The 25,460-nt window shown below is 48.2% G+C and carries 12 protein-coding genes; 1 reads left to right on the top strand and 11 read right to left on the bottom strand.

Going from position 1 to position 25,460, the window contains the following annotated elements:
• Window positions 1–262 precede the first annotated feature (262 nt).
• The 6 genes from ACOMG9_RS09930 to ACOMG9_RS09905 form a co-directional block, all read right to left on the bottom strand.
• Complete coding sequence (locus ACOMG9_RS09930; RefSeq protein ID WP_494530197.1) at window positions 263–4,036, bottom strand: DUF4116 domain-containing protein; 3,774 nt, start codon at window positions 4,034–4,036, stop codon at window positions 263–265.
• 214 nt (window positions 4,037–4,250) lie between these two features.
• Window positions 4,251–8,030 (bottom strand): DUF4116 domain-containing protein, encoded by a 3,780-nt coding sequence (locus ACOMG9_RS09925; RefSeq protein WP_494530196.1) that lies wholly within the window; start codon window positions 8,028–8,030, stop codon window positions 4,251–4,253.
• 185 nt (window positions 8,031–8,215) lie between these two features.
• Window positions 8,216–11,722 carry a PEP/pyruvate-binding domain-containing protein gene (locus tag ACOMG9_RS09920; RefSeq protein WP_448216766.1) on the bottom strand — a complete coding sequence of 1,169 codons (3,507 nt, stop codon included), beginning with the start codon at window positions 11,720–11,722 and terminating at the stop codon, window positions 8,216–8,218.
• A 156-nt stretch (window positions 11,723–11,878) separates the two neighbouring features.
• Window positions 11,879–15,004 (bottom strand): PEP/pyruvate-binding domain-containing protein, encoded by a 3,126-nt coding sequence (locus ACOMG9_RS09915; protein ID WP_494530195.1) that lies wholly within the window; start codon window positions 15,002–15,004, stop codon window positions 11,879–11,881.
• A 189-nt stretch (window positions 15,005–15,193) separates the two neighbouring features.
• Window positions 15,194–18,817 (bottom strand): PEP/pyruvate-binding domain-containing protein, encoded by a 3,624-nt coding sequence (locus ACOMG9_RS09910; protein WP_494530194.1) that lies wholly within the window; start codon window positions 18,815–18,817, stop codon window positions 15,194–15,196.
• Between the two features lie 138 nt (window positions 18,818–18,955).
• Complete coding sequence (locus ACOMG9_RS09905; protein WP_494530193.1) at window positions 18,956–19,102, bottom strand: hypothetical protein; 147 nt, start codon at window positions 19,100–19,102, stop codon at window positions 18,956–18,958.
• A 477-nt stretch (window positions 19,103–19,579) separates the two neighbouring features.
• Between ACOMG9_RS09905 and ACOMG9_RS09900 the strand changes: the two genes are divergently transcribed.
• On the top strand, window positions 19,580–21,223 hold the full coding sequence (locus tag ACOMG9_RS09900) for a recombinase family protein (protein ID WP_494530192.1): 1,644 nt from the start codon (window positions 19,580–19,582) through the stop codon (window positions 21,221–21,223).
• 5 nt (window positions 21,224–21,228) lie between these two features.
• On the opposite strand, the gene ACOMG9_RS09895 is transcribed toward ACOMG9_RS09900, so the two are convergent.
• The 5 genes from ACOMG9_RS09895 to ACOMG9_RS09875 are packed head-to-tail and all read right to left on the bottom strand — an operon-like array spanning window position 21,229 to window position 25,394.
• Window positions 21,229–21,396 (bottom strand): hypothetical protein, encoded by a 168-nt coding sequence (locus ACOMG9_RS09895; RefSeq protein ID WP_494530191.1) that lies wholly within the window; start codon window positions 21,394–21,396, stop codon window positions 21,229–21,231.
• A gap of 11 nt (window positions 21,397–21,407) precedes the next feature.
• Window positions 21,408–23,114: a DEAD/DEAH box helicase gene (locus ACOMG9_RS09890; protein WP_494530190.1), complete on the bottom strand. Its 1,707-nt coding sequence runs from the start codon at window positions 23,112–23,114 to the stop codon at window positions 21,408–21,410.
• Window positions 23,104–23,580 (bottom strand): hypothetical protein, encoded by a 477-nt coding sequence (locus ACOMG9_RS09885; protein WP_494530189.1) that lies wholly within the window; start codon window positions 23,578–23,580, stop codon window positions 23,104–23,106. Before ACOMG9_RS09885 ends, ACOMG9_RS09890 begins: the two co-directional genes overlap by 11 nt.
• Window positions 23,581–23,640: 60 nt before the next feature.
• The gene (locus ACOMG9_RS09880; protein ID WP_494530188.1) at window positions 23,641–24,330 is read right to left on the bottom strand and encodes a Rha family transcriptional regulator; all 690 of its coding nucleotides are present in this window, start codon (window positions 24,328–24,330) and stop codon (window positions 23,641–23,643) included.
• Window positions 24,331–24,341: 11 nt separating this feature from the next.
• Entirely contained in the window at window positions 24,342–25,394 is a 1,053-nt protein-coding gene (locus ACOMG9_RS09875; protein ID WP_494530187.1) for a hypothetical protein, read from the bottom strand.
• Between the last annotated feature and the right edge of the window lie 66 nt (window positions 25,395–25,460).

The raw sequence follows: 25,460 nt of genomic DNA, 5'->3' as shown, positions 1-25,460 counted from the left end.
ATAAATAAGTACCTGGCCAGTTGGTTTCACATATTATCGCGAGTGGATTTTTTCATCCTTCAAGGCGCAACGACGGGCGCGTAGCCTTAGCTACGCAACCAGCGTTGGAACGCAGAAGGATGTAAAAAGCCGCCGTCCAGAATATGTGAAACCAACTGGTTAGGTACTTAACAACTCGGTTTGTACTGGAGGGCGTTATCTGATGAGAAAATTGTTGCTTGCCTGCTTAAAAAAACCGGTAGCAACTGGCTGATAATCAAGCTTAGAGGATGTTACACAGAATGCTATGGTCCTCAGCGTTTTCGGGCTGATTTTTCTGTTGTGAACTTGCACTCCCAGTATTAATACACATTCTTAAAGTCTTCTCGGAGAGGTATTGAACAACATCAGGGTTCCTGTAGATTGCTGATCGGATAAAATCCCTATCGCGCCTGAGTTCATCTACAGCATAATTGAAAACACAACAATGATGTTCAATCAGGTTCAGCAGATACTCGCGATCACTCAGTATTCTTTTACTGGCACATTTTAAGTTCACAATATTATCATCGATAACCATTTTTATAATGTTTTTATCACTTCGGATTCTTTCACTTGCAAAACTCAGCGCTGCTGGATAACTGGCGATAGCGGTCTTTACAATATTTTCATCATCCCGCATTTCCGGGCCAGCATCATCCAGCCAAATGCCATGCTCTTTGACTGCAGTCATGACAACCTCTTTATCATTCTTCATTTTTTCACTAGCAAACTCAAGGTCTCCTTGACGTTCTGCAATGATTGGTAATACCAGGTCTTTATCATTCCGAACCCGCTGACTGCCATATTGCAGTCCGTGCTTCAGCAAGGCTTTTTTGAATGTTTCTTTATCACCAGAAAGCCACAGATCCGGAGGGACTTCAAAACTTAGCCGGTAACTGTAGGATGATGGTTTTATAACATAGTATTTATCTCTCAAATCGGGATAAATATCTTCAACCAATGGAGCCGTTCTTTTGGCATCGAGGAATAACAAATGATGTAAAAATTCCCTGCGGGTTTCTTCAGTGATCTCATTGCTCATCAATATTTGCCGATAGTCATCCTCCGATTTATTACGACACTCATCAAACCGTTGGGCATAATTAATAAATTGCTGGTAGTGATCGGGTAATAACAGCAAATAATCAGGATTGTAGGAGAAATGCTTCTCATAATACATTGCGAAAAGGCAATGTTGAAAGGCGAACCTGTCAGCTTCTGCCGCAACATCGCCGCTCAGGCGTTGTGCCAGTGAGCTAAAGTTCCACTGATCTCCTTCAAAAACCTTAATGTACTGCATTTTACAATCCACATTACACATATCACGTAATACAATAATCAGTTTTTCAAAGGCATCCTGCATGTTTTCAGTTGCTTTTATTCGAGTGCATTCGACGATAATGCCTCCTGCTACCGCATTGCAAAACAGCTTCATGCTATCAGCATTTTCATCCAGTTGGAGCACTTTCAGTAACTGCACCAGAAACCACATACGCTTTAACTTGGCGGTTGTATCAACACCATCATCTTTATAAAACTGGTCAGAGAATTTCAGCCGTAAGGTTCGTTCTTTGCCTCCCTCTGCGCATTCAAGCAGCTCAATAAGGCACACATGACTTCCAAGCTTCAGGTTAACAATCAAGACATCATCCATGATGACGACAGTCCCTGAACAAGCAAACTTTTCAATTAATGCTTTCGAGGACGGCCTCAATAGCAGTGCCTTTTCTCCCGGGTTGCACTGAGTTGTGTAATCAAGGTAGGTAATATTCGCTTCTTTTGATAGCTTGCCCTGACCGGAAAGCTGAGTGATCGGTGCCAGTGCAGATACAAAGCGCCAGTGCAAGGCAAAAATCAGCTCATGAACACTCCGGACCTGCTCAGCCTCTTTAGGATTCAGTGCTTGCAGAGAGGATTGCAGTTGCTGACAGGCAGTCAGCCATTGATGAAATGTTATCTGCCTGTTTTTACCATCATCCAGAAGCAGGATAATAGCCTCCAAACTGGATCGGATGGTTTGTTTCAGCGCCTCGAGCCGGTTGCACAATGTCGGTATTTCATTCCGCAATAACCGAACCTCGTAAGCACCTGTTTTTCCCGCCAGCAACAAGAACGCATGGTAGCCATCCAGAAAAGCTTCAGCCCCCTGAACCAGCCGATTTACCCTGACTCTGATCTCTGCCAGCAACTCTGAACGTTGTGGTGACATGCTCAGTTTTATGGGATTTGCCAGATAATCCAGTCCGCCACCAGAGGCAAAAAATGCCAACAAACGGGCATTTTGATCCGTGAGCCACTGAAAACCGCTGGCGACATTAAGGAATGTGCCTTCAGGGGGGGACAAATCATCCCGTGACGGGACGGCTCTGAGCAGCGACACATCAGAAAATGCAGAGGACAGGCTTCTGCGACTGGCAAGTTCACCGCTAAGGTCACCGACAACAACAAAGGCGCCAGGCTCACCTTTGAAGCGGGCAAAGGCCAGCGTCGCCTGTTGGCCAACCTGAGCGGCCACGACCGAGAACTGTCCACCGGCCAGCATCAAGGTTTTTCCTTCCTGTTTCAGAAGGATCGCGACATGATCATTGAAGCCTCCTTCGGCAAAGACAAAACCCCCTGCCCGTTTCAGGAACTCTGGCTCAAGCATCCAGTCTGCAGCATGGTGAGCTACGACAATGGCCCCCTCTGGCATGGAGTCTGCCGCTTGTTCTTCAGCCAGCCAGAGTGTTCCGGTGCAATGGCCTTCGCTGACGCCCTCACCAATGGTCAGGGTCTCTTTGGGTATAGGCATCGCAAAGTCCATACCGCCAGAAAGCCGGGTAACAGGGCGCACCTGCAACAGGAACAGGTTACCCAGATGATCGATGGCAAACTCCACATCCACCGGACAGAGCAACAGCTTTTCCAGCTCTGTCACCGCCTGACTCAGTTTTGCAACCAAATGATCACTGAGTTTATGAACACTGTCGTCTGATTGGGCGTCCGCATCATAAATTTCTGTTTCCAGATAGCCATCATTGTTTTTGTGCAAGACAAAGTGACTTGAGACCTTGCCGGGAAAGTATTGAAAGTTTTCAGCGCCTTCCTTGCGACAAATATTAATACGATGGGGCGTGTTACCGGACTGCCCTGCCACTATGCCTTTGGGCTGACCCTTTGTGTACTCAATCCTGATGGTATCATCCTGAAAGGACTGAAAGCTCATGACGACTCCACCATATCGACAGTCAATACACTGTTGGATGATCAGCGCCATGGGTTGCGGTATGCCTTCGGGACAGACTTCAGGCCGGTAACCTGAGGCCATGACCATGAGACAGGTTCTGAAAACATCGCCTCCTGCCTGAATGACAGAGAGGTATTTGCCTGCCTGGGCATCGCCGTAGTTATCTTCGTTGATGCCGGAACTGCGGACAATCACGGGCTGTGATCCAGAGAGTCGGTCCACCTGACGGTGCAGCCCCCGGATTTTTCGGGCCGCTTCAGAATCTTTCACCTGTTCGTAAAAGTCATCACTGGCAATAAATGCTGCCATAGCTGACAGCCAGTCATCCCTTTTGGTTTGCTCTGAAGGTGGCAAGGTATTAAGGTATTCCCGGATGTTCCTTAGGCTGGTCTTTGCCAGCGATTTATCAACAAACCCGGGGAAATAGTGGTCTAAAGCATGGGTATCGAGAGGGTGTTGTGCCAGCGCATTCATGATTTGAGCAGTCACACATTGGAAGGGCGGAACAGACAGGCCCGCTTCTTTCATGCGCTGCAAAAACATCCCCTTGCCGCCGAGTTGTTCCCGATTGGGAGGAGAATAGCCAGCAGTCTGATCAGCAACAGATGGACGACAGTCACGCTTGGCCAGTGGAGTTTCGCTGGTCAGAGCGCCCGAGGGACCAAGATCACTGAAATGCCGCTTGGATAGGCTGCGAGCCTCACTGGATGGACCGCCAGCGTCGGCATTTCGATTTGGATCAGTTTTCAGGATTTGACCCTCTGAACGGCCAAAATTAGCATGAAACATCAAGATATCCCTCTATTATTAACATTCATCCATGGTTCAATGGCTGTGGCATTAATCAATTACTTTGTTTGGACAATACTATTTTTATAAAGTTCAGCCTGAAGCACGCAATAGGATAAATAACAACTCGGTTTGCACTGGAGGGCGTTATCTGATGAGAAAACTGTTGCTTGCCTGCTTAAAAAAACCGGTAGCAACTGGCTGATAATCAGGCTTAGAGGATGTTACACAGAACGTTATGGTCCTCAGCGTTTTCGGGCTGATTTTTCTGTTGTGAACTTGCACTCCCAGTACTCAGACACATTCTTAAAGTCTCCGCAGAGAGGTATTGAACAACATCAGGGTTTCTGTGGATTGCTGATCGGATAAAATCCTTATCGCGTTTAAGTTCATTAGCAGCAGAGTCGAAAGCACGATAATTATGTTCAATCAAGTTCAGCAAATAGTCGCGATCACTCCGTACTCTTTTGCTGGCACATTGTAAGCAACAGATATCATCAACAATTGCCATTTGTATAATGTTTTTGTCGCTTCGGATTCTTTCACTTGCAAAACTCAGTGCTGGTGGATAACTGGCGATAGCGACCTTTACAATGTTTTCATCATCCAGCATTTCCGGGCTGGCATATCGCAGCCAAACGCCATGCTCTTTGACTGCAGTCATGACAACCTCTTTATCATTCTTCATTTTTTCACCAGCAAACTCAAGGTCTCCTTGACGTTCTGCAATGATTGGTAATACCAGATCTTTATCATTCCGAACCCGTTGACTGCCATATTGCAGTCCGTGCTTCAGCAAGGCTTTTTTGAATGTTTCTTTATCATCAGAAAGCCACAGATCCGGAGGGACTTCAAAACTTAGCCGGTAACTGTAGGATGATGGTTTTATAACATAGTATTTATCTCTCAAATCGGGATAAATATCTTCAACCAATGGAGCCGTTCTTTTGGCATCGAGGAATAACAAATGATGTAAAAATTCCCTGCGGGTTTCTTCAGTGATCTCATTGCTCATCAATATTTGCCGATAGTCATCCTCCGATTTATTACGACACTCATCAAACCGTTGGGCATAATTAATAAATTGCTGGTAGTGATCGGGTAATAACAGGAAATAATCAGGATTGTAGGAGAAATGCTTCTCATAATACATTGCGAAAAGGCAATGTTGAAAGGCGAACCTGTCAGCTTCTGCCGCAACATCGCCGCTCAGGCGTTGTGCCAGTGAGCTAAAGTTCCACTGATCTCCTTCAAAAACCTTAATGTACTGCATTTTACAATCCACATTACACATATCACGTAATACAATAATCAGTTTTTCAAAGGCATCCTGCATGTTTTCAGTTGCTTTTATTCGAGTGCATTCGACGATAATGCCTCCTGCTACCGCATTGCAAAACAGCTTCATGCTATCAGCATTTTCATCCAGTTGGAGCACTTTCAGTAACTGCACCAGAAACCACATACGCTTTAACTTGGCGGTTGTATCAACACCATCATCTTTATAAAACTGGTCAGAGAATTTCAGCCGTAAGGTTCGTTCTTTGCCTCCCTCTGCGCATTCAAGCAGCTCAATAAGGCACACATGACTTCCGAGCTTCAGGTTAACAATCAAGACATCATCCATAACGACCACAGTCCCATAACAACTACACTTTTCGATTAATGGTTTCGAGGACGGCCTCAATAGCGGTACCTTTTCTCCCGGGTTGCGCTGAGTTGTGTAATCAAGGTAGGTAATTTTGTTTTCTTTTGATAGCTTGCCCTGACCGGAAAGCAGAGTGATCGGTGCCAGTGCATCTACAAAGCGCCAGTGCAAGGCAAAAATCAGCTCATGAACACTCCTGACCTGCTCAGCCTCTTTAGGATTCAGTGCTTGCAGAGAGGATTGCAGTTGCTGACAGGCAGTCAGCCATTGATGAAATGTTATCTGCCTGTTTTTACCATCATCCAGAAGCAGGATGATAGCCTCTAAACTGGATCGGATGGTCTGTTTCAGCGCCTCGAACCGGTTGCTCAATGTCGGTATTTCATCCCGCAATAACTGAACCTTGTCATCATCTGTTTTACCCGCCAGCAACAAGAACGCATGGTAGCCATCCAGAAATGCTTCAGCCCCCTGAACCAGCCGATTTACCCTGACTCTGATCTCTGCCAGCAACTCTGAACGTTGTGGTGACATGCTCAGTTTTATGGGAATTGCCAGATAATCCAGTCCGCCACCAGAGGCAAAAAATGCCAACAAACGGGCATTTTGATCCGTGAGCCACTGAAAACCGCTGGCGACATTAAGGAATGTGCCTTCAGGTGGGGACAAATCATCCCGTGACGGGACGGCTCTGAGCAGCGACACATCAGAAAATGCAGAGGACAGGCTTCTGCGACTGGCAAGTTCACCGCTAAGGTCACCGACAACAACAAAGGCGCCAGGCTCACCTTTGAAGCGGGCAAAGGCCAGCGTCGCCTGTTGGCCAACCTGAGCGGCCACGACCGCGAACTGTCCACCGGCGAGCATCAAGGTTTTTCCTTCCTGTTTCATAACGATCGCGACATGATCATTGAAGCCTCCTTCGGCAAAGACAAACCCCCCTGCCCGTTTCAGGAACTCTGGCTCAAGCATCCAGTCTGCAGCATGGTGGGCTAAGACAATGGCTCCTTCTGGCATAGAGTCTGCCGCTTGTTCTTCAGCCAGCCAGAGTGTTCCGGTGCAATGGCCTTCGCTGACACCCTCGCCAATGGCCAGGGTCTTTTTGGGTATAGGCATCGCAAAATCCATGCCGCCAGAAAGCCGGGTAACAGGGCGCACCTGCAACAGGAACAGGTTACCCAGATGATCGATGGCAAACTCCACATCCACCGGGCAGAGCAACAGCTTTTCCAGCTCTGTCACCGCCTGACTGAGTTTTGCAACCAAATGATCACTGAGTTTATGCTCACTGTCGTCTGATTGGGCGTCCGCATCATAAATTTCTGTTTCCAGATAGCCATCATTGTTTTTGTGCAGGACAAAGTGACTGGAGACCTTCCCGGGAAAGTATTGATAACTGTCATTGCCTTCCCTACCCTTGCGAGAAATATCGATACGGTGGGGCGTGTTACCGGACTGTCCTGCCACTATGCCTCTGGGCTGACCCCGTGTGTACTCAATCCTGATGGTATCATCCTGAAAAGATTGAAAGCTCATGACGACTCCACCATATCGACAGTCAATACACTGCTGGATGATCAGCGCCATGGGTTGCGGTATGCCTTCGGGACAGACTTCAGGCCGGTAACCTGAGGCCATGACCATGAGACAGGTTCTGAAAACATCGCCTCCTGCCTGAATGACAGAGAGGTATTTGCCTGCCTGGGCATCGCCGTAGTTATCTTCGTTGATGCCGGAACTGCGGACAATCACGGGCTGTGATCCAGAGAGTCGGTCCACCTGACGGTGCAGCTCCCGGATTTTTCGGGCCGCTTCAGAATCTTTAACCTGTTCGTAAAAGTCATCACTGGCAATAAATGTTGCCATAGCTGACAGCCAGTCATCCCTTTTGGTTTGCTCTGAAGGCGGCAAGGTATTGAGGTATTCCCGGATGTTCCTGAGGCTGGTCTTTGCCAGCGATTTATCAACAAACCTGGGGAAATAGTGGTCTAAAGCATGGGGATCGAGAGGGTGTTGTGCCAGCGCATTCATGATTTGAGCAGTCACACATTGGAACGGCGGAACAGACAGGCCCGCTTCTTTCATGCGCTGCAAAAACATCCCCTTGCCGCCCAGTTGTTCCCGATTGGGAGGAGAATAGCCAGCAGTCTGATCAGCAACAGATGGACGACAGTCACGCTTGGCCAGTGGAGTTTCGCTGGTCAGAGCGCCCGAGGGACCAAGATCACTGAAATGCCGCTTGGATAGGCTGCGAGCCTCCCTGGATGGACCGCCAGCGTCGGCATTTCGATTTGGATCAGTTTTCAGGATTTGACCCTCTGAACGGCCAAAATTAGCATGAAACATCAAGATATCCCTCTATTATTAACATTCATCCATGGTTCAATGGCTGTGGCATTAATCAATTACTTTGTTTCGACAATAATTTTTTTAAAAAGTTCAGCAATCAGCCTGAAACAAACAACAGAAAAAACAACAACACGGTTGGCACTGGCAGAAGTTGTCTGGATAAGTCAGACGTTAATCGCAGATTATCTGGAGTATTCTCGAAGCTCGGGGCTTCTGAGGGTTGCTTCATCCATAAAAACCGGATCAGCTTTAAGCTCTGAAGCAGCATATCGGAAAGCTTGATGATTCTTTGCAATTAACTCCAGCATATATTCACGATCATTCAATAACGTTTCGCTGGCATAACAGAGAGCTCTGGGATTTTTTTTGACAGCGGCCATGACTATAGCTCTATCATTCCTCAGCTCCTCGCTCAAATATTTGAGCTCTAAGGGATATTCTGAAATGAAGGGTAATACAGAGTCTTTATCATTCCAAACCCGCTGGCTGGCATAATCCAATCCATGTTCCAGCATGACATTCCTGACCTTTTCCTTATAGTCCCCAAACGGTTGACCTGGTGACAAATAAAACTCCAGTCTGTAACTGTAAGACGGCTTGATAACAAAGTATTGATTTCCCAAGACATACACTTGCTCAATGAATCTGGTAGCGCTTTTGGGCTCAAACAATAAATAGTGATGCAAGAGCTCCCTGCGGGTGTTCTCACTCATCTTATGACTCATTAAGATTTCCTGCAGACTCTCTTCCGGTGTTTCATGAAAAAACAATGACGACTGATACGCACCTAACCGCCGGGCATGATGGGCAAACTGCTGGTGATGGTCGCTCAATAACTGGCAGCAAACGGCAGTATAGTGCCAACCATTCCAATTCCGATAAGACATTACAAAAAGGCCATGTTGAAAGGCAAACCTATCGGCTTCTGTCGCAACATCACAATTAAGACGTTGCGCAAGCAGGTTAAAGTCCCACCGACCTCCTTCAAAAATGGGTCTGGAACGCAAATCAAGATCCAGATCAAACATAGCACGTAACACAATGATGAGTTTTTCAAAGGCATACTGCATGGTTTGACGTAATTTCATTCGGGAGCATTCGACGATCATTTCACCCGCTACGGCGTTGCAACTCAGCTTCATAGGATCAGCATTTTCATCCAGTTTGATTGCTTTCAGTAATTGCGCCAGAAACCACATGCGCCTGAACTTGCCGGATTTATCAGCGTAATCAGTTCTGTTAAATTGGTCAGAAAATGTCAGCCGCAGGGTTCGTCCTTTCCCCCCCTCTGCCTGTTCAAGCAACTCGATAAGGCCCACATGACTGCCAAGTTTCAGGTTAACAATCAAGGCTTCATCCATGGTGATAACAGTCCCTGAAAGCTTTGACTCTGCAATAAGTACTTTGTCGGACGGCCTCAGCAGCGGTGCCTCTGCACCCGGTGTCGTGTAATCGACATAGGTGATTTCCCCTTTTCTGGACAGAATGCCCTGACCCGAGTCCAGAGTGACCGGAGCCAGCGCTTTTACGAAGCGCTGATGCAGAGCAAAAATCAGCTCATGGACACTTCGCACCTGCTCAGCGCTTTCAGGGTTGAGCGCTTGAAGACAGGATTGTAGCTGATGACAGTCTGCCACCCACTGACGAAAGCTTACCGAGGATACCTTCTCTTCTTCAGCGGCTTGCATGAGAAGAGTGATACGCTCTAACCCGGATTGAATGGTCTGTTTCAGCATCACGAACCGGTCGATCAGTTGTGGTAATTCATGCCGCAATGACTCGACTCTGTGTGAACTTTTCTTAACAGCCAGTTGCAAGAATGCCCCGTACCCATCCAGCAGCGCTTCAGCCCCATAAACCAGCCGATTTATGCTGTCCAGGGTCTCTGCCAGCAGCTTAGATCGTTGTGGTGACATGCTCAGTTTTACCGGGTTTGCCAGGCAATCCAGTCCGCCGCCGGAGGCAAAAAATGCCAACAGGCGGGCATTTTGATCCGTGAGCCACTGAAAACCGCTGGCGACCTGACGGAATGCGTCTTCAGAGAGGGACACATCATCCCATGACGGGACGGCTTTTTCTTGCGGCACATCAGAAACAGCAGAGGATAGACTTCCATGACTCACCAGCTTCCCGGTCATGTCACCGGCAACAATAAAGGCACCGGGCTCACCGTTAAAGCGGGCACAGGCCAGTGTCGTCTTTTGTCCAACACGGGTGACCAGGGTCGCAAATTGATCACCGGCCAGCATCAGGGTTTTTCGTTGCTGTTTCATCAGGATCGCTACATGATCATTGAATCCTCCTGTGGCAGTAACAAAGCCTCCTGCCCGCTTCAGGAACCCGTGCTCAAGCATCCAGTTTTCAGCGTGTCGGGCCACGACAATAGCGCCCTCTGGCATGGAGTCTGCCGCTGATTCTTCAGCCAGCCAGAGTGGTCCCGTGCAATAGCCTTCGCTGACACCCTCGCCAATGGCCAGGGTCTCTTCGGGTATGGGCATGGCGAAATCCAGGCCGCCGGAGAGTCGGGTGACAGGACGCACCTGCAACAGGAAAAGGCGACCCTGATGGTTTATGGCAAACTCCACATCCACGGGGCAGAGCAACAGCTTTTCCAGCTTTGTCACCATCACCCTGAGGTCTGCAACCATGTCATCAGTGAGTTGTTGTTCAACGTCGTTTGATTGGGCATCGGCATCATCCATTCTTATTTCCGAATAGCCGTTATTGTCTTTACGCAGGATGTAATGACTTGAGATGGTCCCGGGAAAGTATTGATAGCTGTCGGCGCCTTCCTTGCGAAAAATATCAATACGATGGGGCCTGTTACCGGACTGCCCGGCCACTATCCCTCTGGGCTGCCCCCGTGTGAACTCAACCCTGACGGTATCATCATCAAAGGATTGAAAACTCATGGCGACTCCGCCGTGCAGGCAGTCAATACACTCCTGGATAATCAGCGCCATGGGTTGCGGTATGCCTTCGGAACAGACTTCAGGCCGGTAAGCTGAGGCCATAACCTTTAGACAGGTTCGCAAAATATCCTCATCTCCCTGAACTTCCGAAAGGTATTTGCCCGCCTGGGCGTCGCCGTAGTTATCTTCATTGATGCCGGAACTGCGGACAATAAGCGGCCCTGATGTTGATAGTCCGTGATCCCTGATGTGTTGGGCCGCTTCAGAATCTCTAACCTGCTCATAAAAATCATCACTGGCAATAAAGTTCGCCAGACCTGCCAGCCAGCTGTCTCTTCTGATTTGTTCTGAAGGCAGGAACGCATTGAGGCATTCCCTGATGTTTGCCAGACTGATCTCCGACTCCGGTTCATTGCCGATCCCGGGGAAATAGGGTTCCAGACGCTGGCTATCCAGAGGGTATTGTTCCAGCGCATTGGTGACCTGAGTTGTCACACACTGAAACGCCGGCACAGACAAACCGGCTGCTTTCATGCGCTGCAAAAACATTCCCTTGCCGCCCAGTAGTGCCCGGTTGGCAACAGAACAATGAGCAGCCTGATCTGCAACAGGTGAGTGGCATTTGCGCCTGGCTAGTGACCTTGTATCGGGAATGACAACGGGTTCAGTATCACCAAAATACCTTTTGGCTGAACTATAAGCCTTAGTATTCTGATCGGGGGTTGCCAGACTTTGAGAATCTGATCTGCCAGTGGTTGCAGGCGGTAAAGGTAACATAAAGATATCCCTCTCATGTAAATCCATGATTCAACAGCGAGTCATTACCTTCACGTTCGACAATAAGGTTTTTATAAAGTTCCCCCGTCAACGCATTAGAAAAAAAACAACATTTCCTCATGGTCTCAGACGGTTGATCTGTTAGCGCATAACACTTCAGTCTGTAACTTTAAGACGGCTTGATAACAAATATTGACTTCCCGAGCCATACACTTGCTTAATCAATCGGGTAGCGCTTATGGGCTCGAAAAATAAAAAATGATCTAAGAGTTCCCTGCGAGTGTCCTCACTCATCTCATCACTCATCAAGATTTCCCGCGCAGTTTCTTCACATTTTACCCGAGTTTTCAATGACAAAAGATAAACAAATAACCGATGAGCATAATCAATAAATTGTTGCTGGTGTTTGCTCAATAACTGGCGCCAGGCGGCAGTTTTGTGCCAACCACTATTACTCCGATAAGACATTAAGAAAAGGCCATGTTGAAAGGCGAATCTATCCGCTTCTGTCGCAACATCACGATCAAGGCGTTGTGCAAGCACGTTAAAGTCCCAATGGCTTCTTTCAAAAATGGGCCTGTTCTGCAACCGAACATCCAGATCATACATAGCGTGTAAGACAATGATCAGTTTTTCGAAGGCATACTGCATGGTTTGACTTAATTTTATTCGAGAGTATTCGACGATCATTTCACCGGCTACGGCGTTGCAACTCAGCTTCATGGGATCAGCATTTTCATCCAGTTTGATCTCTTTCAAAAATTGCGCCAGAAACCACATACGCCTGAACTTGCCGGAATTTTCAGCGTTATCATCTTTGTCAAATTCGTCAGAAAATGTCAACCGCAGGGTTCGTCCTTTCCCCCCTTCTGCCCGTTCAAGAAACTCGATAAGGCTCACGTGACTGCCAAGATGCAGGTTAACAATCACAGCTTCATCCATAGTGATAACAGTCCCTCGTTTCCTCAATGCTTTAATTAATGTTTTGCAGTAGGGGCTCAGTATCGCTGCCTCCTCATCCAGGTTACCCCGAACTGTGCAATCAACGTAGTCAACAAAACCTTCCCTGGAAAGCCTGCCCTGACCCGAAGCCAGACTGACCGGTGCCAATGCCTCCACAAAACGCTGATGCAGGGCAAAAATCAGTTCATGGACACTTCGCACCTGCTCAGCGCTTTCAGGGTTGAGTGCTTGAAGACAGGATTGTAGCTGATGACAGTCTGCCAGCCACTGACGAAAGCTTACCGGGGATACCTTCTCTTTTTCAGCGGCTTGCATGGGAGGAGTGATACGCTCTAACCCGGATTGAATGGTCTGTTTCAGCATCCCGAACCGGTCGCTCAGCAGCGGTAATTCTTGCCGCAATGACTCGACTCTGTCTGAACTCTTCTTAACAGCCAGTTGCAGGAATGCCTCGTACCCATCCAGCAGCGCTTGAGCCCCATGAACCAGTCGATTTACGCTGTCCAGGGTCTCTGCCAATAGCTTTGATCGTTGTGGCGACATGCTCAGTTTTACCGGGTTTGCCAGACAATCCAGCCCGCCGCCGGAGGCAAAAAATGCCAACAGGCGGGCATTTTGATCCGTGAGCCATTGAAATCCGCTGGCGACCTGACGGAGTGCGCCTTCTGAAAGGGACAATTCATCCCATGCAGGGATGGCTTTTGCTGAAGGTTCATCAGAAACAGCAGAGGATAGAATGCCGTGACTCAACAGTTTCCCGGTCATGTCACCGGCAACAATAAAGGCACCGGGCTTACCGTTAAAGCGGGCACAGGCCAGCGTCGCCTTTTGACCAACCTGAGCGACCAGGGTCGCAAACTGGTCACCGGCCAGCATCAGGGTTTTGCGTTGCTGTTTCATCAGGATCGCTACATGATCATTGAATCCGCCTGTGGCAGTAACAAAGCCTCCTGCCCGCTTCAGGAACCGGTGCTCAAGCATCCAGTCTTTAGCGTGTCGGGCCACGACTATGGCTCCCTCTGGCATAGAGTCTGCCGCTTGTTCTTCAGCCAGCCAGAGTGTTCCTGTGCAATAGCCTTCGCTGACACCCTCACCAGTGGCCAGAGTCTCTTCAGGTATGGGCATGGCGAAATCCAGGTCGCCGGAGAGTCGGGTGACAGGACGCACCTGCAACAGGAACAGACGACCTTGATGGTCTATGGCAAACTCCACATCCACGGGGCAGAGCAACAGTTTTTCCAGCTTTATCACCATCGCCCTGAGGTCTGAAATCATGTCATCAGTGAGTTGATGTTCAACGTCGTTTGATTGGGCATCGGCATCATCCATTCTTATTTCCGAATAGCCATTATTGTCTTTGCGCAGGATGTAATGATTCGAGATGGTCCCGGGAAAGTATTGATAGCTGTCGGCGCCTTCCTTGCGAAAAATATCAATACGATGGGGCCTGTTACCGGACTGCCCGGCCACTATCCCTCTGGGCTGCCCCCGTGTGAACTCAACCCTGACGGTATCATCATCAAAGGATTGAAAACTCATGGCGACTCCGCCGTGCAGGCAGTCAATACACTCCTGGATAATCAGCGCCATGGGTTGCGGTATGCCTTCGGAACAGACTTCAGGCCGGTAAGCTGAGGCCATAACCTTTAGACAGGTTCGCAAAATATCCTCATCTCCCTGAACTTCCGAAAGGTATTTGCCCGCCTGGGCGTCGCCGTAGTTATCTTCATTGATGCCGGAACTGCGGACAATAAGCGGCCCTGATGTTAATAGTCCATGATCCCTGATGTGTCGGGCCGCTTCAGAATCTTTAACCTGCTCATAAAAGTCATCACTGGCAATAAAATTCGCCAGACCCGCCAGCCAGCTGTCTCTTCTGGCTTGCTCTGAAGGCAGCATCACATTGAGGCATTCCCTGATGTTTGCCAGACTGATCTCCGCCTCCGGTTCATTGCCGATCCCGGGGAAATAGGGTTCCAGACGCTGGCTATCCAGAGGGTATTGTTCCAGCGCATTGGTGACCTGAGTTGTCACACACTGAAACGCCGGCACAGACAAACCGGCTGCTTTCATGCGCTGCAAAAACATTCCCTTGCCGCCAACTAGTGCCCGGTTGGCAGGAGAACAATGATCAGCCTGATCTTGAACAGGAGAACAGCATTTGCGCTTGGCTAGTGACCTTGTGTCGGGAACGCCAGTGGCTTCAGGATCACCAAGATACCTTTTGGCTGGACGATCAGCCTCAGTCTTATGATTGGGGTCAATTGCCAGACTTTGAAAATCTGATCTGCCAATGGTTGCAGGTGGTAAAGGTAACATAAAGATATCCCTCTCACGTTAATATTCATCCATGAATCAACAACTGGTCATTACCTTTACATTTGACAATCATGTTTTTATAAAGTTCCCCCGTCAGCTTCAGGCACGCAGTAGAAAAAACAACAACAGGCTGGCAACAGGGTTGGCACTGGTCAGCGTTGTCTGAATCGATCAGACCTTGTTCGCAGATTATCTGAGGTATTTACGAAGTTCGGGGTTTCTTTGTTTTGCTGCATTAATGAAAGCTTCATTATCTTTAAGCTCGGAAGCAGCATAATGGAAAGCTTCATGATTCTTTGCAATTAAGTCCAGCATATACTCAGGATCACTCAATACCGTATCACTGGCAAATGTTAAGGCATCAATGCCATCAGCAATTGCCACTCCGATAACGCTTTTATCGCTTCGAAGTCTTCTACTGGCATAACGCAAAGCTCCCGGATACTTTTCGACAGCGGCTATGACAATCTCTCTATCATCCCGCAGCTTTTCATTCAAATTTCGCAGCTCCAGGGGATGTTCGGACATGGCGGGTAATACAAAGTCTTTATCATTTCGAACCCGTTGGCTGGCACAGTCCAGACCATGCTTCAGCAGAGCACTCCTGACCTTTTCTTTATGATCCCCGAGCGGTGGGCCCGGTGGCGCATAAAACTCCAATCTGTGACGGAAAGATGGATTGATAACAAAGCATTGATTTTCCAGGTTATACACTTGCTCAACCAATCGGGTGGCGCTTATGGGATTTAATAATAAAAAATGATGTAATAGCTCCCTGCGGATATCCTCACTTATCTCATCACTCATTAACATTTCCCGCAGGCTGTCCTCCGGTTTTTCCCGGAGAAATACTGAGAACTGACAGGCACCCAGGCGCCGGGCATGATGAATAAACTGTTGGTAGTGTTTGCTTAATAACCGGCTGCAGGCAGCAGTAATGTACCAACTACCCCCACTCCGATAAGACATTACAAAAAGGCAATGTTGAAAGGCGAATCTATCCGCTTCTGTCGCAACATCACGACCAAGGCGCTGTGCAAGCCGGTTAAAGTCCCACTGGCCGCCTTCAAAAATAAGTTTATCCCCGAACTGACGATCGAGATTATACATGGCACGTAACACAATGATCAGATGTTCAAAGGCATACTGCATGGATTTACGTGATTTCATTCGCGGACATTCGACGATCATTTCACCCGCTGCGGCATTGCAGCTCAGCTTCATGCTACCCGCATTTTCATCCAGCCTGATCTCTCTCAAAAGTTGCGCCAGAAACCACATACGCCTGAACTTGCCGGATCTACCATAGTCAAAAGGTCTATCAAATTTGTCAGAAAAGGTTAGCCGCAAGGTTCTTTCTTTACCTCCCTCTGCCTGTTCAAGTAGCTCGATCACGCCCACATGACTGCCAAGATTCAGGTTAACAATTATGGCTTCATCCATACTGATAACCGTCCCTGAGAGCCCCAACTCTTCCATGTATGCTCTGCCGGTCGGCCTCAATAGCGGTTCCTCATCACTTGAGGTTGTACAATCGACATAGGTAATTTTCCTTTCACTGGACAGTCGGCCCTGACCCGAGGCTATTGTGACCGGTGCCAGTGCCTTTACGAAGCGCTGATGCAGGGCAAAAATCAGCTCATGGACACTCCGGACCTGATCAGCCTGCTTGGGGTTAAGTGCCTGAAGGCAAGATTGCAGCTGCTGGCAGGCGGCCAGCCAGTGACGAAAAGCGCCCTTGGATTTCTGGTCTTCTTCACCGGCTTGCGAGGGGAGAATGATACTCTCCAAACCATATCGGATGGTCTTTTTCAGAGCCTCGAAGCGGTTGACCAGTTGCGGTAACTCTTCCCGCCATGACTTGAGCGGAGATAAATCACTGTTACCCGCCAGCCCCAGGAATGCCCGGTACCCAGCCAACAGTGACTGAGTCCCAAGCACCAGCCGATTGACGCTCTCCCTGGTCTCAGCCAGTAGCTTTGATCGTTGTGGCGACATGCTTAGTTTTATCGGGTTTGCCAGACAATCCAGTCCGCTGCCGGAGGCAAAAAATGCCAACAGTCGGGCGTTTTGTTCCGTGAGCCATTTAAATCCGCTGGCAACCTCAAGGAATGTGCCTTCAGGGGGAGACAAATCCTCCCGTGAGGGGATGGCCTTTGCCAGGGGTGCATCAGCAACAGCAGAGGCCAGGCTTCTGCGACTGGCCAGTTTTCCGGTAAGATCACCAACAACAATAAAGGCTCCGGGCTCACCGTTAAAGCGGGCGCAGGCCAGCGTCGCCTGCTGGCCATTCTGAGGGGCCAATGCCGCAAACTCTTCAGCGCACCGCATTAAGGTTATTTTTTCCTGTTTCATGAGGATCGCTACATGATCATTGAATCCCGCTTTAGCAAAGACAAAACCCCCTGCTCGCTTCAGGAACTCAGGCTCAAGCATCCACTCTTCAGCGTGGTCGGCCACGACAATGGCTCCCTTTGGCATAGAGTCAGCCGCTTGTTCCCGGCCCAGCCAAAGTGTTCCGGTGCAATAGCCTTCGCTGATGCCCTCACCAATGGTCAGAGTCTCTTTGGGTATGAGCATGGCAAAATCCATGCTGCCAGAGAGTCGGGTAACAGGGCGCACCTGTAACAGCAACAGGCAACCCCGGCGATCAATGGCAAACTCCACATCCACAGGACAGAGCAACAGGTCTTCCAGCTTTGTCACCGCCTCTATGAGTTCTGAAACCGTTTCATCAGTGAGTTTCTGTCCACCGTCGTCTGATTGAGCATTAACATTATCAATTGATATTTCCGAGTAGCCGTTGTTCTTTTTGTGCAGAACGAAATGACTTGAGATCGTCCCGACAAAGTATTGATAGCTGTCAGCTTCTTCTTTACGATCCTCGCGATAAATATCAATACGGTGGGGCCTGTTGCCGGACTGCCCTGCTACCACACCTTTGGGTTGACCGTATGTGTACTCAACCCTGACGGTATCATCCTGAAAAGATTGAAAGCTCATGACAACCCCGCCGTATTTGCAGTCAATACACTGCTGGATGATCAGTGCCATCGGTTTTGGTATGCCTTCGGGACAGACTTCAGGCCGATAAGCTGAAGCCATGACCTTAAGGCAGGTACTTAAAACATCCTCTTCTTCCTGAATTAAAGAAAGGTATTTGCCCGCCTGGGCATCGCCGTAGTTATCTTCATTAATGCCAGAGCTGCGCACAATCACGGGCTGTGATTTAGAAAGCTCTTCCAGCTGGCGGCGCAAAGCCCTGATTTGCCGGGCCGCGTCGGAATCTTTAACCTGTTGGTAATAGTCATCACTGGCAATAAATTGCGCCAGACCCACCAGCCATTCATCCCTTCTGGTTTGCTCTGAAGGCAGCAAGGCATTGATAGACTCCCGGATGCTTTTGACACTGGTTTCAGCCAGGGGTTCACAAACAAACTCCAGTAAATAGCGGTCTAAAAGATGGGTATCCAAAGGGTGTTGTTCAAGCCCATTCATGATCTGGGCAGTAACACATTCAAAGGGCGGAACAGACAGACCGGCTTTTTTCATGCGCCGCAAAAACATTCCCTTGCCCCCAAATTGTTCCCGGTTGCCGGCAAAACAGTCAGCGGCCTGATCTGAATCAGGTGAACGGCAGGTGCGCTCGGTCAGTGACTTTGGATCGGGAACGACAGTGGTATCATGACCAGCCAAATAGCCTTCGGATGAACCATTAGCCCCTATGGATGGAATTGCAGTCCCGGCATTCTGATCCGGATTCGTTGTCAGGCTGCAAAGGTCTGATTTATCAACTAGAGCAGTAGGTAACATCAAGAAATCCCTCTCATATTAATATCCATCCCAGAGTTATTGGTTAGCATTGAATCCTCCCTGCCCTAAAGAGGGTGTCGCAAAACTCTCTCCAGCGTGGGAACGATTTGACTCCCGTCATTCCCGGCTTCATTCTCGTCATTCCCGCGAAAGCGGGAATCCACACTGACTGACCACCAGAACCATACTGACCGGTGCCCCCCTGGCCTTGTCATCCCCGAGAAGGCAGAGATCCACCGTCGGCGCTGGATTCCCGCCTTCGCGGGAATGACGACCTAAGAGCATGGGAACGAGCTGTTGGAGTTTTGCGACACCCTCTAAAGGACGGGGATTCCTACGGCTAGACGGTCATGCCCGACCGCAGTGTATACCTTACCCTATAGCGGCGGCATACACCTTATTCGACAATCTGCTCTACCTTTCGGATTGTCTAGGCGACCCCGTTAACAAACACGGGCAGAAAGCGGAAAGTATTTTACTTTTCCTGTCAGGTAGCGTAACCGCTAAAAACACCTGACGGATAGTAAAGTAGCACAAGGGGCTTGCTCTGCAAGCCGAGCTTTCATCCCCGTCATCAAAGTACGGGGTTTTACGCTCATTCGATAACTGCCTTTCACCACAGCGACTGATATTTACCTAAGTACCCGTCTGAGAACCTCAACCACCCTGGCTTGATTGCCACTATGGTGTCGGGAGTTAAAGATAACATAAACCTTATAATTGCTTTTCACAAACGACTAATGCACGATTGTAGGAGGCATTATGAGTATAAGAAAAGCAATGGACACAACGGTTACACGGACGACATTCTGCTATTCATACCAGCGCATCTCATCCACAAGACAGCTTAGAGGAAGTGGGATAAAACGCCAGCTTGAAGCAAGTCAAAAGATCTGTGAGGAAAAAGGCTGGAGGTTAGACACCTCTTTTCACCTCACGGATGTTGGAAAATCCGCTTATCATGGCAGGCATTTAGACGATAAAGCGGCGCTAGGTGGTTTTTTGAAGGCTGTGGATGATGGGCTGATCAAACGGCCTGCTGTTTTATTGGTTGAGAGCCTGGACAGGCTCAGTCGCGAAAATATCATGGATGCTCTGGAGTTATTTATCCGGATATTGAACTCAGGGATTACCATCTATACCTCTGTTGACCGAATTACTTATAACCGTGAGGATATCAAGTCAAACTTCGGCCCCCTCATTATTTCAATAACCATCCTGTGCAGAGCCCATGAGGAAAGTCTGATCAAAGCGGAGCGAACAAAGAAAAGCTGGAAGTATAAACGACAAAAAATTGCTGACGGCGAACTTGGCCATAAAAATATTTATCCCTGGTGGATTGATATCTCATTGGGAAAGCCTGTTGTCATTAAGAGCAAGGCAAAAATCGTCAAAGAGCTATTTCACCTCTGCACTGAAAAAAACTTGAGCTATGCCTCAATCACACAAATGATGGAAGAGAAATATGGCGAGGAATATAGATTCCCTTCAGCAACTTTAAACAATATTTTTAGCTCAAAACGAGTGTTAGGTATTTATGAGCCTGGAGAAGTTTTTTATACCAATGGTGTTAAAAAAGTTGCTGATATAAATGACGAAATTAAAGCATATCCAGCAATCATTGATGAAAACACATTTTATGCTGCACAGGCAGCCATAAAAAGCAGATTGACAAGAGAGTTGGGCAGGCCCAGCAAAACGCAGTATGTCAATTTTTTTAAATCCATGATGTTTTGTCAATGTGGCAGTTCTTTTGTGGTCTCGACATCTGGCCGAAATGACTACCGTGTCTATCGGTGCAATAACCGATACCGCTACAAGAACTGCGAAAACAAAACCTGCTTGAATTCTAATCACTTTCAGCAAGTACTAATGAAGGTCATTGCTGTCATTGATAAAGACGATATGCTGGTGAGTGCATCGAACAATAAAAAGGCGACACTGACAAAGACACTTGCCGCATTGCAGGCTGAGCTGCATGAGAAACAACAAAGGATAGAAAACCTGGCAGAGCTGGTGGAGGCTGGATCAAGATCAGGGGTTCAGAGAGTGGTCAAACTTGAAAATGATATTGAAGCCATTAACGAGAAAATAGGCCGGATAGAAAATGACTTGGACGCTCTTACTTCTCCGACAATGGCTGCAAGTATTGATCACATCAATGCTTTCCATAAACGGTTCCAATTAGGAAAGGCCACCAAAGAAGATCAAATACCATTTATCGAAGCACTGAGGGGGACCGTGGAGAAAATCGTCATCCAATTACCGGAAAAAGAAGGTCAGCGAGCCATTGCGATTATTCACCTTCTATCCGGTGTTAATATCAGGATTACGGTATTTAAAGATTACTCCGCCGACGTTTATAAAGGGAAAAAACGCATTCTTAAGCTGGAGAAAGGCAAGTAACATGGTTACATGCCTTGCTCTTCCAACCATTCAAGAATCAGCTTTTCGACTTCATTAGAGCCGTTAAGCTTTTTCTTTTTTATGGCTTTCTCAAATCGGATTACCAGCTGTTCGCTGAATTCAAAGCAGTGGATCATAGTTTCATCTCTTTCGCATTTTTGCACAATATCCATATTTTGGGCTCCTAAAAATCAATGTCCGTATCAAATACATCAAAGTGGTCAGTATTAAATGCTGGTGGTTTTGGCCTGCTAGCCGGGTTGTCGTTCCACTCACTTGGGGTGCCTGCTTTTACTGTGAAATCGTAAGCCTTTACCCGCTGCCATCGTCCTTCCTGGATCACTTCTATGCGACAGGGTTCTTGTCTATCCTGAATCTCATTGATTCGATGCAGAGCGTCCTCGGTTAGCTCAGGACAGGCTTCATGACCAAAGCGTTTCACCCACCAGATCACGGCTTTCTGTCGTGCATAACCGCCATGTTCAAAGCAAACCCATTCACGGATGGTTTCCAGACCACATCGATAAGAGACCTGCATTGAAGGTGGCTTACCGTTTTTCTCGTGCAGGTTGTATAGGATTTCATCCACATCCAGCCATTCCGGTTCAATCTGGTTGGCTAGCAGTGCAGCGTTGGAAGCTTCTGCTTCATGCTTCTCCTGTTCCGGGAATTCATAGTTGCAGGCGGGGCAAACCCTCATGCCTGCAAGAATTAGCTCAAAACATTCCGGACACTCCTTAACCGGCGGTTCTCCGGAAGCTTTGCCAGCTTTTATGTGGTCAACGGTTATACGGTCAATCGGTCCGTGGCGTTCGACATTGCCGCCATAATCCAGAACCAGACAATCCGTCTTGCCGGTTTCCGGGCTGATGCGAAGACCACGGCCTAATATCTGTACATACAGGCCGGGTGATTTGGTGGCTCGAAGCAGAGCGATCATATCGGTTAAGGGCGCGTCGAAACCGGTGGTCAGAACACCCTGGCTGGTGAGAGCTTTTATCTTTCCTGATTTGTAGTCAGCCAGTATCCGGGCACGGTTTTCTTTTGGGGTTTCTCCAGTGATGCATTCGGCCTCGATCCCTTCATCTATCAACAGTTTTTTCACCTGTTCCGCATGAGCCACACTGACGCAGAAGATCAGCCATGCCTTCCGCTCCTGACCGTACTGGATAATTTCAGCCACGGCTTTTTCGGTGACATCGTTCTTGTTGACTGCTTCCTCCATATCACTGGTGAGATAATCGCCCTGCCGGGTTCTGACTCCATCAAGGTTAATCTTGTCCTTTCCAGCCTTGGAGCGCAGGGGAGATAGAAAACCATCGTCAATTAATCGCTGAATATCGGTCTCATAGACAATTTCATCAAACAGTGGGTTCTTGCCTTCCGTGAGCAGGCCCTGTTTCATTCGGTAAGGTGTGGCGGTGAAGCCGACGATTTTGAGCGCCGGGTTGATTTCCCGCAGGCCTGCAATCAGGCGCGAGTACATGGTCTCCGAGCTTTCGCTATTAAGAAGATGGCATTCATCAATAATAAGCAGATCAAAGTGTCCCAGCTCTACCGCTCGTTTATGAACACTCTGGATACTCGCAAATAGTATCTGAGCATCGGTATCTCTGGACTGCATTGAGGCCGAGTAAATTCCCGTTGGTGCCTCTGGCCATTGGGCGATAATCTTTTCATGGTTCTGCTCAATGATCTCTTTTACATGGGATAGAATCAGAAACCGCTGGTCAGGCCAGTACCGCAAAACACCATGGATAAAGTCAGCAATGATCACTGACTTGCCGCCACCAGTACTCACGCAAACCAACGGATTGCCATCAGAGGCACTGAAATATTGATAGATGGCATCAATGGCCTCCTGCTGATACCAGCGGAGTTCAAAAGCCATGGTCAAAGCCCTTCATCTGATTGATGATCTTATTGGCAACCCGCTCGGTGGCTTTACGATCAAAAGACGTTGGTTTACTGTCGTCAGCCTCCCTTGCCATTAGCATCTTATCTGCAATGGTGTAAGCAAAGTTCACCGCAGGCTCTATGGCAGTTCCACGTTTGCAGACGAACTCTCCCACCAATGCAGCAATGGCAAACAAATCCCTGAGCTGGATGGTTTGGCTTTGAAATTGCTCTAACTGTTTTTCCAGATCATTGATGGTTTCATCACAAGCCGCCTGAGCGTATTGATCAAAAGAAGCCGTATCTTCTATCAGGTAGTGGGTAACCCGAGGGTAGAAGTTACCTTGTTGATAATCCGTTATGCAGAGCCCGCTGTCTGGATTAAGGCCGATCAGATCAATCTGATCTGCAGCAGGTGGTTTGCTGACTGGTATGAAGCGATAGCGTTTTGAATGATCCATTTCTTGGTGTCCTTTCTTGTTCGAGTGCAACAGGTTGCGGAGCCTGGTGTCCGTTGATAATTAGCGATTTCTGAAGCGGCCGACGACAGGGTGCTCCTTGTAGCAGCGGGATATCTGTTTGGCTTCTTCTTCCACCAATGCTGCAGCGGTCATAAAATCCTCAATATTGTATGAGCGGACTGGATATCGCTCGCCCTCTGCGGATTGGGTGATGTAATAAACTGGCGGAAGTTTGAAGTAGCGGACAGTCTTTTTCACAAAGGAAAAGCTGTAGGGGATAAACTCCTGTAATACCGAAGCGCAAGCATAACCTTCTGGTGGTTCAGTCAGGTGGATACGGTTGGTTGGGTCTTCCAGTTGCTTCTCAATATCATCAATTTTCTGTTCTACTGATAACAGTCGCGCTGAATCAATCTCGGTTGCATATTGTGGTTGAACCCTGCCAGTCTCAAGGTCAAACCAGCGTTGCAATGCTTTTGCCCGACGCTGCACATCATAACCAGTAATCAGAACCTCAAACTCAAATCGTGGTAGTAAATATTCAGTTTGCTTCCGATTACTGCCATCTAAGTAGGTCTGCTCATATTTGAGCGCATCTATTCCAAGCTCTTTGAACATCACCTGGATATCCCGCTTAACATTCCGGTGAGCCTTGCCAGTCACGACCGCAATCTCCCGGCTGGACATGGTCTGTTCTTTCTGACTACTTACACTTTGCTGGTTCACACTAAATGAAATGACTTTATTCATAATGGCTTTCCTTATTGGTTGCTTTGAATGGTTCCATCAAACTGCGTTTTCAACCCTGCCAGCTTTTTATCAGTCAGCAGGCTCTTGTCTTCTACTGCCTGAATTTCTTGAGAGGAGAACTGGCCTTTATCTCTGCCAGTTATGAATTCCTCACCCGTTGATTTCAGGCGGTAGCGTATCCAGAACTCACCGCTATCAATGGGCTCAGCGAATTGCTCTAACAGGTACGGGTTATAAAGGTGGAGCTCACAACCGGATTTCTGAACAGACTCGGGTATGTCCATATCGTGCCGGGCGCAGTGCCACTGCTCATCTTCTACCGGGGTGCTGTGCAGGCAGGTACGACAATTAACGGCAGGTGCCTCTTGGCTATGGCAGATTGAATGATGGTCACAGAATTTGCAGAGGTACCAACTAGGGTCTTCGCTGATTTTGCTCAGAGGGCGGTCACTGGCAATAATACATTCCGCTCTCTCAACGACAGCTTTACCAATAACAGGATCAAGCCGAATCCGCTCACCATAAAGCTCATCTGTATTTTTATTCACGGCTATATAGAAGGCTCTGGTCAGCTGAGGATTGGCCAGATACATATAGACTTGCATCTGAATAAAGTGCTCTGGCTTGGCTTCCTCTACGCCTTTTTTAACCAGGTTATTAAAAGACTTCTCATTGTGGGTTTTCATCTCGATCAAGTGCCAGGTCTTGGGGGCTTCAATAAAACCCTGACCCACACCATCAAATGAACCACCAAAATGCCCATTGCAGGCAGAAACCCTGAACTGTTTACCGGTGGCCGGATCGGTTTCAAATACTTTGATGCCTACATTGCGCAGGTCAGACACAAACCGTTCTTCTGCCAGATGGCCCGTCTGAAAAAGTCGCAGCAATTGGCCACCATGCTTTACATCAGAGCACCATCGAAAGGTATACCAGAGCGCCCGGTCACAGGGGCGACCAATAATAGAACCACCCAGATGAGCCCGGAATGCATCGCCCTGGTCGTCCTCATAATGCTGGACAATTGCCTTGATGGTTGTACGGTTGGATTCGGGGATTTTCACAATGATTCACCTTCCCAGGCTCCGGGCCTGGTTCTGCTTTCTGTTTAACCGTCTGGCAATTTCCTT

It is taken from the genome of Endozoicomonas sp. PH6C, assembly GCF_059322965.1.
Note: the sequence above shows the minus strand (reverse complement) of the source record. Positions and strands in the feature narration are given on the sequence as shown.

Bases quoted from the DNA above. Each gene is read 5' to 3' on its own strand.
- ACOMG9_RS09915 (WP_494530195.1), bottom strand. From the start codon at position 15,004: ATGTTACCTTTACCACCTGCAACCATTGGCAGATCAGATTTTCAAAGT.
- ACOMG9_RS09885 (WP_494530189.1), bottom strand. From the start codon at position 23,580: ATGGATCATTCAAAACGCTATCGCTTCATACCAGTCAGCAAACCACCT.
- ACOMG9_RS09925 (WP_494530196.1), bottom strand. From the start codon at position 8,030: ATGTTTCATGCTAATTTTGGCCGTTCAGAGGGTCAAATCCTGAAAACT.
- ACOMG9_RS09880 (WP_494530188.1), bottom strand. From the start codon at position 24,330: ATGAATAAAGTCATTTCATTTAGTGTGAACCAGCAAAGTGTAAGTAGT.
- ACOMG9_RS09920 (WP_448216766.1), bottom strand. From the start codon at position 11,722: ATGTTACCTTTACCGCCTGCAACCACTGGCAGATCAGATTCTCAAAGT.
- ACOMG9_RS09930 (WP_494530197.1), bottom strand. From the start codon at position 4,036: ATGTTTCATGCTAATTTTGGCCGTTCAGAGGGTCAAATCCTGAAAACT.
- ACOMG9_RS09890 (WP_494530190.1), bottom strand. From the start codon at position 23,114: ATGGCTTTTGAACTCCGCTGGTATCAGCAGGAGGCCATTGATGCCATC.
- ACOMG9_RS09900 (WP_494530192.1), top strand. From the start codon at position 19,580: ATGAGTATAAGAAAAGCAATGGACACAACGGTTACACGGACGACATTC.
- ACOMG9_RS09905 (WP_494530193.1), bottom strand. From the start codon at position 19,102: ATGCTCTTAGGTCGTCATTCCCGCGAAGGCGGGAATCCAGCGCCGACG.
- ACOMG9_RS09895 (WP_494530191.1), bottom strand. From the start codon at position 21,396: ATGGATATTGTGCAAAAATGCGAAAGAGATGAAACTATGATCCACTGC.
- ACOMG9_RS09910 (WP_494530194.1), bottom strand. From the start codon at position 18,817: ATGTTACCTACTGCTCTAGTTGATAAATCAGACCTTTGCAGCCTGACA.